A 14,796-nucleotide genomic window follows, 5' to 3' on the forward strand; every position below is an offset into this window, starting at 1 on the left:
AGCCCGCGCGCTTGCGCCAGAATCTGCCGCAGCCTGCACTTACCCACGGATTAGAGCGACCCCAATGAAATCGATCTTCCTCGCCCTGGCACTGATTGCGACCGGCGCCCACGCCGCCGAAGAATCCGAGAACAACCCGTGCGATGCGGTGGAAAACGACATCCAGACCCTGGAATGCTCCGCCTACAGCCGCAGCACCGCCGAAGACCTGCTCAAAGACAACTACGCCAGCCTCAACGAACGCATGCAGACCGCGTACGGCAAGAACCCGACGCAACTGGCCGACATCACCGCCAAACTGAAAACCGCCCAGCAGCAGTGGCTGAAGACGCGGGATGCGGATTGCGCGGTGGAAGCCTTCCCGGCAACAGCGGGGAGCAAGGCGTTCACCATTGCGCAGAATGATTGTGTCGCGCGGATGAGTGATGAACGGTCGGAGTTTTTGGAGTCGATCGGGCAGGAATAAACATACAAAGGATAAATCAATGATTCCTCATGAAGTGGTCAGCCATATGGTTGATGGCGCAACACCGATCCGCGCCTGGCGCGAACATCTCAACCTGACGCAGGAAGAAGTGGCCAAGCGCATGGGCATCTCGCAACCGGCGTTTGCCCAGCAGGAAACAGTCGCCAAACCCCGCAAGGCCACCCGCGAGAAAATCGCCGCCGCGTTCGGCATCACAGCCAGTCAGCTTGAGCTGTAGGCTGCCCTCTTTATTCAAAGGAATTGTCATGAACATCTGCGGCATTGAAATCAAAGGCAGCGAAGCGATCATCGCCGTGGCGGCGCTCGACGGTTCGACGTTGAGCCATGTCCCTCTAGCCACAAAAAAATTGCTCTGGATGACGATGACGAGGCAGCGAACGTGCGGCGGTTTGCGGCGCAGGTCGCGTCGTTTGTGCGGGAGAACTCGGTGGACCGAATTGCGATCAAGAAGCGCAGCAAGAAAGGTGAGTTTGCCGGTGGGCCGACGACGTTCAAGATCGAAGGCGTGTTTCAGCTGCTGGACGGGTGTGAGGTGACGCTGCTGTCGCCGCAGACGATCAACGCCCAGGCCAAGAAGCACAACTTTGAACTGCCGGGGACGCTGAACAAGTATCAGCATGAGGCTTACAAGGCGGCGTGTTCGGCGTTGGTGAAGAAATAACCCGATTCCCGAAATCACCTTGGAACCTGTGGGAGCGGGCTTGCCCGCGATGGCGGTGTGTCCGGCAATAACAATGTTGGATGTGCTGGCCTCATCGCGGGCAAGCCCGCTCCCACAGGGTTCTAGAGTGTTGCTGAAACCATTCAGGCCTGCGCGGTACGCCGGTCTTCGCGCGGGCAGCGGGCGAAACGCGCGCGATAACTGCGGGTGAAATACGACGGTGATTCAAACCCGCAGGCAATGCTGACTTCGAGCACGCTCATGTCGGTCTGGCGCAGCAATTGCCGCGCCTTCTCAAGCCTTAACCGCAGATAGAAGTTGCTCGGCGTATCGTTCAGGTGCAGCCGGAACAAACGCTCCAATTGCCGCCGGGTCACCTTGATCGACTCGGCCAGTTGCAGCGTGGTCAGCGGCGGTTCGCTGTGCTGCTCCATCTCGCCGATCACCTGCACCAACTTCTTGTTATTGATCCCGTAGCGTGTGGCGACTTCCATGCGCTGGTGGTCTTTGCGCGGGCGGATGCGCCCAAGCACAAACTGCTCGCTGACCTGAATCGCCAGTTGAGGACCGTGGGCCTGGGCGATCAGGTCGAGCATCAGATCAATCGAGGCCGTACCTCCCGCCGACGTGATCCGCCGCCGATCGATCTCGAACAGTTCCTGGGTCACGCTGAGCTGTGGATAAGACTCCTTGAACGCATCGATCGCTTCCCAGTGCAGGGTCAGCCGATGGCCATCGAGCAGGCCCGCTTCGGCGAGGACGAAGCTGCCGGTGTCGATGGCGCCGAGGGTTACGCCGTCCTTGTCCAGCCTGCGCAACCAGTGCTCAAGCGTCGGCGTGACGAACTTCAGCGGTTCGAAGCCGGCCACCACCAGTAAGGTCGCGCCTTTCTTCAGCGGCTCCAGCGCCGCATCGGCGTTGACCGACATGCCGTTGCTTGCCAGTACCGCGCCGCCGTCAGTGCTGAGCACATGCCAGCGGTACAACTCGCCACGAAAGCGGTTGGCCACGCGCAACGGTTCGATCGCGGAAATAAAGCCGATGGCGGAGAACCCCGGCATCAGCAAAAAGTAGAAATCCTGGGACATGGGCGCACTCGGTTGGCGGGTCGCGTGGCTCGTTGATACGCCGATTATCGGCGCCGTTCAAGCGTGCAGGTCGCTACAGTGCAAATGCCCGTCGCCGCAGTGCGCTTTCACGGGCGCATAGCTGCGTAACTTGGCCTCACCGGCGCGCAGATGCCGGGAACCACAATAATCGAACTGCCGAGGAACCCGACATGAAACGACTGATCAGCAGCTGCGTTCTTGCACTCAGCGGTACCGCTTTCTTCAGCACCGGCGTGATGGCGGCCGAACCGGCCTCCTGCAAGAACGTACGCATGGGCGTGGTCAACTGGACCGATGTAATCGCCACCAGTGCCATGACCCAGGTCCTGCTCGACGGCCTCGGCTACAGCACCAAACAGACCAGCGCCTCCCAGCAGATCATCTTCGCCGGGATTCGCGATCAGCGCCTGGACCTGTTCCTCGGCTACTGGAACCCGCTGATGACCCAGACCATCACCCCGTTCGTCGAGGCCAATCAGGTGAAAGTGCTCGAAGCACCGAGCCTGAAAGACGCCCGCGCCACCCTCGCCGTGCCGACCTATCTGGCTGACAAGGGCCTGAAAACCTTCGCTGACATCGCCAAATTCGAGAAGGAATTGGGCGGCAAGATCTACGGCATCGAGCCAGGCTCAGGTGCCAACACCCAGATCAAAGCGATGATCGCCAAAAACCAGTTCGGTCTGGGTAAATTCCAGCTCGTCGAATCGAGCGAGGCCGGCATGCTCGCTGCCGTCGACCGCGCCGTGCGGCGCAAGGAAGCCGTGGTGTTCTTCGGCTGGGCGCCGCACCCGATGAACGTCAACATTCAGATGACCTACCTGACCGGCAGCGAAGACGCCCTCGGCCCGAACGAAGGCATGGCCACGGTGTGGACGGTCACATCACCGAAGTACGCCGAGCAATGCCCGAACATCGGCCGCCTGCTGACCAACCTGACGTTCACCGCCGAAGCCGAGAGCCGGATGATGCAGCCGCTGCTCGATCACAAGGATGCCTTCGAGTCGGCGAAGCAGTGGCTCAAGGATCACCCCGAAGACAAACAGCGCTGGCTTGAAGGTGTGACGACTTTCGATGGCAAACCGGCTGCTGAAAACCTGCAGCTGACCAGCAAATAACCCTTTCATTTAAAAGCCCCTCACCCTAGCCCTCTCCCGGAGGGAGAGGGAACCGGACGACGCTTCGCAGCCCGAAAAAGGGCTGCGGACAGACCCATCACGCCTGAAGGAAACGCACCATGAACCACGACGTCATCATCACCTGCGCACTCACCGGTGCTGGCGACACGACCGCCAAGAGTCCACACGTGCCGGTCACCCCGAAACAGATTGCCGCTGCCGCGGTGGAAGCGGCCAAGGCCGGCGCCACCGTCGTGCACTGCCATGTGCGCGACCCGCAGACCGGCAAGTTCAGCCGTGACGTGGCGCTGTACCGCGAAGTGATGGAGCGCATCCGCGAGGCGGACGTCGACATCATCGTCAACCTCACCGCCGGCATGGGCGGCGACCTCGAAATCGGCGCCGGCGAGAACCCGATGGAGTTCGGCCCGAACACCGATCTGGTCGGCCCGCTGACCCGTCTCGCCCATGTTGAAGAACTGCTACCGGAAATCTGCACCCTCGATTGCGGCACGCTGAACTTCGGCGATGGCGACACCATTTACGTCTCCACCCCGGCGCAATTGCGCGCCGGCGCCAAGCGCATCACCGAGCTGGGGGTGAAGGCTGAACTGGAAATTTTCGACACCGGGCATCTGTGGTTCGCCAAGCAGATGATCAAGGAAGGCTTGCTCGACAACCCGCTGTTCCAGCTGTGCCTGGGCATCCCGTGGGGCGCGCCGGCCGACACCACCACAATGAAGGCCATGGTCGACAACCTGCCCGCCGACGCGGTGTGGGCCGGCTTCGGCATTGGCCGCATGCAGATGCCGATGGCGGCGCAAGCGGTGCTGCTCGGCGGCAACGTGCGGGTCGGGCTGGAGGACAATCTTTGGCTGGACAAAGGCGTGCTCGCGACCAATGGCCAATTGGTTGAACGCGCCACGGAAATCCTCAGCCGCCTCGGTGCCCGCGTGCTGACCCCGGCGGAAGGACGCAAAAAATGGGCCTGATTCAGCGCGGCTGAACCTCACCCTTTCTCCCTGTGAACATAAATTTTGTGGTGAGGGGATTTATCCCCGATGGGTGGCGAAGCCGCCCCAAAACCTGACAACCCGGGGCATCAGATAGACCGAGAGCACAGGTTTTACGACTGCTTCGCAGCCGATCGGGGCTAAATCCCCTCGCCACGAGAACAGAGTTTCCACAGGGATCACCGAACTCTCTCAGGAAATCACCATGCGCTTTATCACCGAAATCAAAACCTTCGCCGCTCTGGGCAGCGGTGTCATCGGCAGTGGCTGGGTTGCCCGCGCCCTCGCCCATGGCCTCGACGTGGTGGCCTGGGACCCGGCGCCCGGCGCCGAAGCGGCATTGCGCCAACGCGTGGCCAATGCCTGGGGCGCGCTGGAGAAGAACGGCCTGGCACCCGGCGCTTCGCAGGATCGTCTGCGCTTTGTCGCGACCATCGAGGAATGCGTGCGTGACGCCGACTTCATCCAGGAAAGCGCCCCGGAGCGGCTGGAACTGAAGCTTGATCTGCACAGCAAGATCAGCGCTGCGGCCAAGCCCGATGCGCTGATCGGCTCCAGCACGTCAGGCCTTTTGCCCAGCGAGTTCTACGAGAGCTCGACGCACCCTGAACGCTGCGTGGTCGGGCATCCGTTCAACCCGGTTTATCTGTTGCCGCTGGTGGAAGTGGTCGGCGGCAAAAACACCGCGCCGGAGGCGGTGCAAGCGGCGATGCAAGTCTACAAATCCCTCGGCATGCGCCCGTTGCATGTGCGCAAGGAAGTGCCGGGTTTCATCGCCGATCGCCTGCTCGAAGCGCTGTGGCGCGAGGCGTTGCACCTGGTCAACGACGGTGTGGCGACGACCGGCGAGATCGACGATGCGATTCGCTTTGGCGCCGGTCTGCGCTGGTCGTTCATGGGCACGTTCCTGACCTACACCCTGGCCGGCGGCGATGCCGGCATGCGCCACTTCATGTCGCAATTCGGCCCGGCGTTGCAATTGCCGTGGACATATCTGCCAGCACCGGAGCTGACCGACAAGCTGATCGATGATGTGGTCGATGGCACCACTGATCAGCTCGGTCGCCACAGCATTTCGGCGCTGGAGCGCTATCGTGATGATTGTTTGCTGGCGGTGCTCGAGGCGGTGAAGACCACCAAAGAGAAGCATGGGATGGCGTTCAGCGAGTGATTCGCTACCTGATCGTGCCCACGCTCTGCGTGGGAATGCAGCCCGGGACGCTCCGCGTCTCAGAAGCGTGACGCAGAGCGTCACAAGAGGCGTTCCCACGCAGTGCGTGGGAACGATCACCGCCAGGAGAAACCATGCCCCACCTGACCACTTACCAAACCACCATCATCTCCGACTGGGTCGACTACAACGGTCACCTGCGCGATGCCTTCTACCTGCTGATCTTCAGCTACGCCACCGACGCGCTAATGGACCGCCTCGGCATGGACAGCAGCAACCGCGAGGCCAGCGGCCATTCGCTGTTCACCCTTGAGCTGCACCTCAATTACCTGCACGAAGTGAAGCTCGACACCGAGGTCGAAGTGCGCACGCAAATCATCGGCCACGACAGCAAGCGCCTCCACCTCTATCACAGCCTGCACAAGATCGGCGATGAGCAAGCGCTGGCCGGCAATGAACAGATGCTCCTGCACGTCGACCTCGCCGGCCCGCGCTCGGCGCCGTTCAGCCCCGATACGTTGCATCGCCTGCAAGCCATCGTCGCTGATCAGACCGACCTGCCCGCTCCCGCTTACCTCGGCCGCGTGATTGCGCTGCCACCCGCCCGGTAAATCCCCCACTGCCAAGGAGCCGCCATGCACACCGCCGTCGCTGTTGCCGATTTTCGTACTTATCCGTTGATCAGCGCGCTGCGAGGCGTGCAGGGTCTGGCGGATCGCGTTGTCATTGAGTGGGCTGACGGTCGTATCAGCCCGTTTCACCACGTATGGCTGCGCGACAATTGCCCGTGTGATCGCTGCGTCTATAGCGTCACCCGCGAACAGGTCTTCGAGAGCGTCGATGCCGCCGAGGACTTGCAACCGCACGCCACGCGCATCGACACCGACGGCTGCCTGCGCATCGACTGGCAGGATGGTCACCTCAGCCGCTTCGACCCGGGCTGGTTGCGCGCTCATGCCTATGACGACGAATCCCGCGCCGAACGCCTGGTCGGCAAACCGCAGCCCCGTTTGTGGTCCAGCGATCTGCAGTTGCCGGTGTTCGAATACACCGCACTGATGAACGACAACGCCGCGCTGCTGCAATGGTTGCTCGCCGTGCGCGACATCGGCCTGACCCAAGTGCGCGGCGTGCCCGCCGAGCCGGGCTCGCTAAAGCTCATCGCGCAGCGGATTTCCTTCATCCGCGAAAGCAACTTCGGCGTGCTGTTCAATGTGCAATCCAAAGCCGACGCCGACAGCAACGCCTACACCGCCTTCAACCTGCCATTGCACACGGATTTGCCGACTCGCGAGCTGCAACCGGGGCTGCAATTTCTGCATTGCCTGGTGAATGAGGCCGAGGGCGGCGAGAGTATTTTCGTCGATGGTTTTGCGATCGCCGACGCCTTGCGTCAGGAGGAGCCGCAGCTGTTTGAGGCCCTGTGTGAAATACCCGTGGAATTTCGCAACAAGGACCGGCACAGCGACTATCGCTGCCTGGCGCCGATCATTGCTGTGGATGCGCTGGGCCGGATGGCGGAGATTCGCATGGCCAACTTTCTGCGCGGGGCGTTCGATACGTCGGTGGCGCAGATGCCGTTGCTGTATCGAGCCTATCGGCGCTTCATTGCGATGACCCGCGAGCCGCGGTTTCGGCTGGTGCAGCGGCTCAACCCGGGCGAATTGTGGTGCTTTGACAACCGCCGCACGCTGCATGCGCGCAATGCCTTTGATCCAGCCACCGGGGCGCGGCATTTCCAGGGCTGCTATGTCGACCGGGATGAGCTGTTGTCGCGGATTCTGGTGTTGCAGAGGTAGATCCGTGGGAGCTGGCTTGCCAGCGATGGCGTCAGCTCGATCAACATCCCAACCCAGATTCACAGGCAAAAAAACTCCGATCAAGCCGTGACAGGATCGGAGCTGAGGAGGGTACTGTTGAGGAGCTGCCAGGCGAGGGTGACCAAACCTTCGTGAAGCGAGCTGGCGCCAGTGTGCCTAGTCGACGATCCAGTCGGTTAGCCGAAAACGACCTGTTCATAGTCGTCCCGGCCACTGCGACAAAACGCCCTTGCCGGGTCCGGTCGGGGCCACCAGAATCGAGCCAAGACCTCCGTTGCCACAGAAGGATTTGCGTGATGATGTACGCCGATTTGATCGACCAGGAAGATCTGTTGGGCCAGCTCAAGGCCTTGGGTATTCAGGTGCCGAGCGGCACCACCGCCGAGCAGGCCTGCGAGTGTGCGGTGCGTGGCCTGGATAACGTTCGCGCGTTTGAACTGCGCAAGATGGTCAAGGACATGTACACCAGCGGCGCCAGCATTCAGCCGGCGGTGCGCCAGGCGATCGATAAACAGTTGTTGCCGGCCCTTTCGGATTACCAGCAGTCCCACAGCGCCTGAGAAACCCCTTCGCGAGCAGGCTCGCGCCTACCTGATCGTTCCCACGCTCTGCGTGGGAATGCCTCAACGGACGCTCCGCGTTCGGCCTTTTGGGACGCAGAGCGTCCCGGGCTGCATTCCCACGCAGAGCGTGGGAACGATCAGACTCGGTCTACAGCCTTACGCTGGCAAACGTCGACTCATTGCGCGCCTGACTCAGCGCCGACATCGGCCCCGAGAGCGGCGACATCACGATCGCTTGCGGCAGCGGCAGCATCGCCACTTGCTGGGTGGTGTTGGAGCCGACGCGCTCATCACGCGGCGGGATGCCGAAGTATTCGCGGTAGCACTTGGAGAAATGCGGCGTGGAGACGAAACCACACACCGACGCCACTTCGATGATCGACATCGGCGTCTGCTTGAGCAGTTGCCGGGCGCGGATCAGCCGCAGCTTCAGGTAATAGCGCGACGGCGAGCAGTGCAGGTATTTCTGGAACAACCGCTCCAGCTGTCGACGCGACACCGCGACATACACCGCCAGTTCATCCAGATCGATCGGCTCTTCCAGATTGGCTTCCATCAGCGCGACGATTTCCTGCAACTTCGGCTGGTTGGTGCCGAGCATGTGCTTGAGCGGCACGCGCTGGTGATCCTGTTCGTTGCGGATGCGTTCGTAGACGAACATTTCCGAGATCGCTGCCGACAGTTCACGACCGTGGTCGCGGCTGATCAGGTGCAGCATCATGTCCAGCGGCGCGGTGCCGCCAGAGCTGGTGAAGCGGTTACGGTCGAGGGTGAACAAGCGTGTGCTCATGGCCACCCGCGGGAAGGCTTCCTGCATCGCCGCCAGACATTCCCAGTGCACGCTGCAATCGAAGCCATCGAGCAGACCGGCGCAGGCCAGCGCCCAACTGCCGGTGCACACCGCGCCAAGACGCTTGGACTGACGCGCCTGGCTTTGCAGCCACGAGACGTGTTCACGGGTCACGGTGCGTTGAATGCCGATCCCGCCGCAGACAATAACGGTGTCCAGTTGCGGGGCTTTGTGCATGGAGGCGTCGGGAGTGATCTGCAGACCGTCACTGGCCCAGACCTGGCCACCATCGACGGTGAGGGTGCTCCAGCGATACAGCTCGCGACCGGACAACTGGTTGGCCATGCGCAGTGGCTCAACGGCGGACGCCAGGGAAATCAGCGTGAAATTGTCCAGCAGCAGAAAGCCGATGGATTGAGGCGCACGGTTCTGGGGTTGGGCCCCGGAGTTGAACGACGTCATCGCGGTATCTCCTCACACAAAGCGGGTGATGGCCTCAGGCGGAGGCTCTTGTTATTGCCGGCGTTCACACGAGGGAAGCAGGCTTTGTTATGACAGAGCAATTGCCGTGCCTGAAATTGGACGGCCATTCAATAACTCCTGAAAACGACCTCGCGACGCGTCTATACGAGACCTCGGAACATGCCATTTCGAATTGCCATCAGGCGCCGCCAGAGCCCTGCCGCGCAGCCTGTGAGCAGATCGGTAGCACTTGTGGGAACTGGCCTGCAGAGGATTTGCACAGAGTGTCACCGCAAGCGCGAGCGACGTACGGTCAGGTAACGACTGACAAGTCACGCCTGACAATGACGCTTGTCTGATTGCGACGCGCCAAAAGGTGGCGCGGTTGAAATGTGGTGATCGATTGCTGAGCAGTTTTGACTGGTCTGGCCCTATCGCTGGCAAGCCAGCTCCCACAGGGATTTGTGGTGTGAACCAAATGGCATCAACACTGAAGAACCTGTGGGAGCTGGCTTGCCAGCGATAAGGGCAACGCCGTTTCAGCACTCAACCGCACTGACCGCCAACCCACCGCGCGAAGTCTCTTTATATTTGTCATGCATATCCGCGCCGGTATCGCGCATGGTGCGGATCACCCGGTCCAGCGAGATGAAGTGCTGACCGTCGCCGCGCAGGGCCATTTGCGCCGCGTTGATCGCTTTCACTGCCGCAATCGCATTGCGCTCAATGCACGGCACTTGCACCAGCCCGCCGACCGGATCGCAAGTCAGGCCGAGGTTGTGCTCCAGGCCGATTTCCGCCGCGTTGCACAATTGCTCGGGCGTGGCGCCAAGAATCTCCGCCAGCCCCGCCGCTGCCATCGCGCAGGCCGAACCGACCTCGCCCTGACAACCGACCTCGGCCCCAGAGATCGAAGCATTCTTCTTGCACAAAATGCCGACTGCCGCCGCGCCGAGGAAATAGTCGACGACGTTGGCGTCGGTGACCGCCTCGCTGAACTTCATAAAGTAGTGCAGCACCGCCGGGATGATCCCCGCCGCGCCGTTGGTCGGCGCGGTAACCATGCGCCCGCCGGCAGCGTTCTCTTCATTGACGGCCAGGGCGAACAAATTGACCCACTCCATCGCGCTCAACGTCGAGCCAATGACATTGGGTTTATTCAACTCTTGCAGGCTGCGGTGCAACTTCGCCGCGCGCCGGCGCACATTCAAGCCGCCGGGCAGAATGCCTTCGTGCTTGAGGCCCTGCTCGACGCAATCCTGCATCGCCCGCCACAGCTTCATCAGGCCGGCGCGGATTTCTTCTTCGCTGCGCCAGACCTTTTCGTTGGCCATCATCAGTTCAGCGACGCGCAGGTTGTGCGTTTGGCACAACTGCAGCAACTCGACCGCGCTTGAAAAATCGTAAGGCAATTCGGTGCGATCCAGATCGACTACGCCGCTGCTGGCCTGCGCCTCATCAACGACGAAGCCGCCGCCAACCGAATAGTAGGTGTCACGGTGCAACTCACCGAACTCGCCTTCGGCCACCAGCGTCATGGCGTTGGGATGGAATGGCAGGTTTTCATCGATCAGGCGCATGTCCCGCGCCCACACAAACGGCACCGACAGGCGACCATCCAATAACAACGTATGGGTTTCACGCAGCGCCTGAATGCGCGGGCCGATCTGCGCCGGGTCGATTGCGTCCGGCCACTCGCCCATCAGGCCCATGATCACTGCGTTGTCGCTGCCGTGACCGATGCCGGTGGCGGAAAGCGAGCCGAACAACTGCACCTCGATGCGCCGCACCTGTTCCAGCTGATGCTTGCCGCGCAGCGACTCGACGAACAGTGCGGCGGCGCGCATCGGCCCGACGGTGTGGGAACTGGAAGGGCCGATGCCGATTTTGAACAGGTCGAAAACGCTGATAGCCATTGCTGCAGAGCTCCTGAGAATACCGGACCGGGCGGCCAAAGCGCCCGCTGGCGGAGCTGCTACGCTCAAGCTGCGATCCGCCGAATGCCGGCATCATCGGGCTTTTGTCGGCGCGCACGGCGTCTGACACCGACGCACTCATGTCCAGCAGCGTCGTTACGTTTTCGCCCCGCAAATACGCCGTTTTTATGCCGTTGAGCAGGCCATCGGGGGCGGAAAAAAGCTGTAAGCGACGTCACCGACACTGGAAGCGACCATCCCTGTACTGGATACGACCCTCCCTGTAGGCGTCAGATTTTCACTGGTACATGATCGGGATGACTCGATTGCAAGGCGCTGCGGTAGAGCTGTCGTCAGAACGCCACCAACCGCAACCCATAAGTGCGGTGGTCCACAGTCGGAACACTGCCAAAAAAAACACCAAGGAGTCCATCCATGAAAGGTTCCCCGTCGTTGTTGTTGGCCGCCCTGCTGAGTCTGCCGTTACTGGCGCAAGCCGCAGAACCGGCACAGTGCAGCCTCGTTAACTTCTCCGATGTCGGCTGGACCGACATCACCGCGACCACCGCCACCACTTCTGTTGTTCTCAACGCCCTCGGCTACAAAACCAAAACCACCATGATCTCCGTGCCCGTGACCTACAAGTCGCTGGCCGACGGCAAGAACATGGACGTGTTTCTCGGTAACTGGATGCCGACCATGGAGAACGACATCAAGCCGTATCGCGATGCCGGCACCGTCGACACCGTGCGCACCAACCTCAAGGGCGCCAAGTACACCCTCGCCGTGCCGCAAGCCCTGTACGACAAAGGCCTGCATGACTTCGCCGACATCGCCAAATTCAAGAAAGAGCTCGACGGCAAGATCTACGGCATCGAGCCGGGCAACGACGGCAACCGGCTGATCCAGAGCATGATCGACAAGGACGCCTTCGGCCTGAAGACCGCAGGCTTCAAGATCGTCGAATCTTCCGAGGCCGGCATGCTCTCGCAAGTCGACCGGGCGCAGAAGCGCGACACCGCCGTGGTCTTCCTCGGCTGGGCACCGCATCCGATGAACAAGCGCTTCAAGATTCAATACCTGACCGGCGGCGACGACTTCTTCGGCCCCGATTTCGGCGCAGCCACCGTGGCGACCAACACCCGCAAGGGTTACGCCGAAGAATGCAGCAACGTCGGTCAACTGTTGAAAAACCTGGAGTTCACCGTCGACATGGAAAGTGAACTGATGGGCAACATCCTCGACGACAAGATGAAGCCTGACGCGGCCGCCAAGGCCTGGCTGAAAAAGAATCCACAGGTGCTCGATACCTGGCTCGCTGGCGTGACCACCATTGACGGTAAACCAGGCCTGGAGGCCGTGAAAGCCAAGCTCGCGCCTTGATTTGAAAGGCACCGCTTATGCCGGGCAGGCGTGCCTGCCCGGGCTGTTAATTTCCTTGCATGCGGACGTTCACTACCATGCTGATTGATCAGAAAATACCTTTAGGCCAGTACATCGCGGGCTTCGTCGAATGGTTGACGCAACACGGCGCCAACACCTTCGACGCAATCGCCGTGACACTGGAAACGATGATCCACGGCGTGACGTTTGCGCTGACCTGGTTCAATCCACTGGTGCTGGTTGGCCTGATCGCCATCATCGCCCATCTGATTCAACGCAAGTGGGGCCTGACCGCGTTCGTGGTCGCCTCGTTCCTGCTGATCCTCAACCTGGGGTACTGGCAGGAAACCATGGAAACCCTCGCCCAGGTGTTGTTCGCCACCCTGGTCTGCGTGTTGATCGGCGTGCCGCTGGGCATCGTCGCCGCGCACAAACCGATGTTCTACACCATGATGCGGCCGGTGCTCGATCTGATGCAGACCGTACCGACCTTCGTTTACCTCATTCCTACCCTGACCCTCTTCGGGCTGGGTGTGGTACCGGGCCTGATCTCCACGGTGGTCTTCGCCATCGCGGCGCCGATCCGCCTGACCTACCTGGGCATCCGCGATGTCCCGCAAGAACTGATGGATGCTGGCAAGGCCTTCGGCTGCTCGCGTCGCCAGCTACTCTCACGGATCGAACTGCCGCACGCCATGCCGAGCATCGCGGCCGGCATCACCCAGTGCATCATGCTGTCGCTGTCGATGGTGGTGATCGCGGCACTGGTCGGCGCTGACGGACTCGGCAAACCGGTGGTCAACGCACTGAACACTGCTGATATTGCGCTGGGCTTCGAAGCAGGCCTGGCAATCGTACTGCTGGCGATCATGCTCGACCGTATCTGCAAACAACCCGACGCTAAAGTAGGGGGTGACGCATGAGCATAATTCGCTTCGAAGACGTTGACGTAATCTTCTCCAAAGATCCGCGCGAGGCGCTCAAGCTGCTCGATCAGGGCATGACCCGCAACGAGATCCTCAAGAAGACCGGGCAGATCGTCGGTGTGGAAAAAGCCACGCTGGACATCAACAAGGGCGAGATCTGCGTGCTGATGGGCCTGTCCGGGTCGGGCAAGTCGAGCCTGCTGCGCTGCATCAACGGCCTCAACACCGTGAGCCGCGGCAAGCTGTTCGTCGAGCATGAAAACCGTCAGATCGACATCGCCTCGTGCACTCCAGCCGAGCTGAAAATGATGCGCACCAAGCGCATTGCCATGGTGTTTCAGAAGTTCGCTCTGATGCCGTGGCTGACGGTGCGCGAGAACATCAGTTTCGGTCTGGAAATGCAGGGCCGACCGGAGAAGGAACGCAAGAAACTGGTCGACGAGAAACTCGAACTGGTGGGCCTGACCCAGTGGCGCAACAAGAAGCCTGATGAGCTCTCTGGCGGCATGCAGCAACGCGTCGGCCTCGCCCGTGCGCTGGCGATGGACGCCGATATTCTGCTGATGGACGAGCCGTTCTCGGCCCTCGACCCGCTGATCCGCCAAGGCTTGCAGGATGAACTGCTGGAGCTGCAACGCAAGCTGAGCAAGACCATCGTGTTTGTGAGCCACGACCTCGATGAAGCCCTGAAACTGGGTAGCCGCATCGCGATCATGAAGGACGGCCGGATCATCCAGTACAGCGTGCCGGAAGAAATCGTCCTCAACCCGGCGGACGACTATGTGCGCACCTTCGTCGCCCACACCAACCCGCTCAACGTGCTCTGCGGGCGCAGCCTGATGCGCACGCTGGACAAGTGCAAACGAATCAACGGTTCGGTGTGCCTCGATCCGGGCGGCGATTCGTGGCTGGACCTGGCCGAAGGCAACACCATCAAAGGCGCACGCCAGAACGGCTCGGTGCTGAACCTGCAGAACTGGGCACCGGGGCAAGCGGTGGAAGGCCTGGAGCGCAAACCGACGCTGGTGGACTCGAACATCGGCATGCGTGACGCGCTGCAGATCCGTTATCAGACCGGCAACAAGCTGGTGCTGCACGACAACAACCATGTGGTGGGGATTCTCGGCGACAGCGAGTTGTATCACGCGTTGTTGGGCAAGAATCTGGGGTAAACCCGCAGACACGAAAACGCCGCGAGACTATCGCGGCGTTTTTGTTCGTACAGATATTCAACTGCAAACAGAGAACTTGTGGCGAGGGGATTTATCCCCGATGGGGCGCGAAGCGGCCCCAAGTCGTCAATCGCGGTAATTGAGTAAAACCGCGTTTGACGGTTTCAGGGCTGCTTCGCAGCCCAACGGGGATAAATCCCCTCGCCAC

General features: G+C 61.1%; 13 protein-coding genes and 2 pseudogenes. 12 read left to right on the forward strand and 3 right to left on the reverse strand.

What is annotated here, in order from left to right:
- Positions 1-64 precede the first annotated feature (64 nt).
- From ACZZZ4_RS06645 to ACZZZ4_RS06655, 3 genes and pseudogenes are all read left to right on the forward strand, one after another.
- Positions 65-466, forward strand: coding sequence for a lysozyme inhibitor LprI family protein (locus ACZZZ4_RS06645; protein ID WP_073476459.1), 402 nt, complete (start codon positions 65-67; stop codon positions 464-466).
- Positions 467-476: 10 nt separating this feature from the next.
- Positions 477-704 (forward strand): annotated as a pseudogene (locus ACZZZ4_RS06650) (helix-turn-helix domain-containing protein); the annotation flags it as partial.
- 28 nt (positions 705-732) lie between these two features.
- A pseudogene (locus tag ACZZZ4_RS06655) lies at positions 733-1,148 on the forward strand (DUF3010 family protein).
- Between the two features lie 143 nt (positions 1,149-1,291).
- Here ACZZZ4_RS06655 and ACZZZ4_RS06660 read toward each other — a convergent pair.
- A complete protein-coding gene (locus tag ACZZZ4_RS06660) occupies positions 1,292-2,236 on the reverse strand; it encodes a GlxA family transcriptional regulator (RefSeq protein WP_463547478.1) in 945 nt (314 codons plus the stop codon).
- 191 nt (positions 2,237-2,427) lie between these two features.
- Between ACZZZ4_RS06660 and ACZZZ4_RS06665 the strand changes: the two genes are divergently transcribed.
- From ACZZZ4_RS06665 to ACZZZ4_RS06690, 6 genes are all read left to right on the forward strand, one after another.
- Entirely contained in the window at positions 2,428-3,372 is a 945-nt protein-coding gene (locus ACZZZ4_RS06665) for a choline ABC transporter substrate-binding protein (RefSeq protein WP_130911553.1), read from the forward strand.
- A 119-nt stretch (positions 3,373-3,491) separates the two neighbouring features.
- Positions 3,492-4,364: a 3-dehydrocarnitine:acetyl-CoA trimethylamine transferase CdhC gene (cdhC, locus tag ACZZZ4_RS06670; protein WP_463547479.1), complete on the forward strand. Its 873-nt coding sequence runs from the start codon at positions 3,492-3,494 to the stop codon at positions 4,362-4,364.
- Positions 4,365-4,590: 226 nt separating this feature from the next.
- Complete coding sequence (locus ACZZZ4_RS06675; protein WP_463547480.1) at positions 4,591-5,556, forward strand: L-carnitine dehydrogenase; 966 nt, start codon at positions 4,591-4,593, stop codon at positions 5,554-5,556.
- A 134-nt stretch (positions 5,557-5,690) separates the two neighbouring features.
- Positions 5,691-6,167, forward strand: a complete 477-nt coding sequence (locus tag ACZZZ4_RS06680) for a thioesterase family protein (RefSeq protein ID WP_415761201.1) — start codon at positions 5,691-5,693, stop codon at positions 6,165-6,167.
- A 24-nt stretch (positions 6,168-6,191) separates the two neighbouring features.
- Positions 6,192-7,355: a gamma-butyrobetaine dioxygenase gene (locus ACZZZ4_RS06685; protein WP_463547481.1), complete on the forward strand. Its 1,164-nt coding sequence runs from the start codon at positions 6,192-6,194 to the stop codon at positions 7,353-7,355.
- 317 nt (positions 7,356-7,672) lie between these two features.
- Positions 7,673-7,936 (forward strand): hypothetical protein, encoded by a 264-nt coding sequence (locus tag ACZZZ4_RS06690; protein ID WP_016772808.1) that lies wholly within the window; start codon positions 7,673-7,675, stop codon positions 7,934-7,936.
- A 151-nt stretch (positions 7,937-8,087) separates the two neighbouring features.
- Here the strand turns inward: ACZZZ4_RS06690 and gbdR are convergent, their stop codons facing one another.
- A complete protein-coding gene (gene gbdR, locus ACZZZ4_RS06695) occupies positions 8,088-9,191 on the reverse strand; it encodes a choline metabolism transcriptional regulator GbdR (protein WP_129997777.1) in 1,104 nt (367 codons plus the stop codon).
- A gap of 539 nt (positions 9,192-9,730) precedes the next feature.
- Entirely contained in the window at positions 9,731-11,107 is a 1,377-nt protein-coding gene (locus ACZZZ4_RS06700) for an L-serine ammonia-lyase (protein ID WP_463547482.1), read from the reverse strand.
- Between the two features lie 435 nt (positions 11,108-11,542).
- Between ACZZZ4_RS06700 and ACZZZ4_RS06705 the strand changes: the two genes are divergently transcribed.
- The 3 genes from ACZZZ4_RS06705 to choV all read left to right on the forward strand — a co-directional run bounded on the left by ACZZZ4_RS06705 (position 11,543) and on the right by choV (position 14,588).
- A complete protein-coding gene (locus ACZZZ4_RS06705; protein WP_016772806.1) occupies positions 11,543-12,490 on the forward strand; it encodes a choline ABC transporter substrate-binding protein in 948 nt (315 codons plus the stop codon).
- Between the two features lie 77 nt (positions 12,491-12,567).
- Entirely contained in the window at positions 12,568-13,413 is an 846-nt protein-coding gene (gene choW / locus ACZZZ4_RS06710) for a choline ABC transporter permease subunit (RefSeq protein ID WP_463547483.1), read from the forward strand.
- Entirely contained in the window at positions 13,410-14,588 is a 1,179-nt protein-coding gene (gene choV / locus ACZZZ4_RS06715) for a choline ABC transporter ATP-binding protein (protein WP_016772804.1), read from the forward strand. Before choW ends, choV begins: the two co-directional genes overlap by 4 nt.
- Positions 14,589-14,796: the final 208 nt, after the last annotated feature.

The sequence above is a fragment of the Pseudomonas sp. AC252 genome, assembly GCF_979258105.1.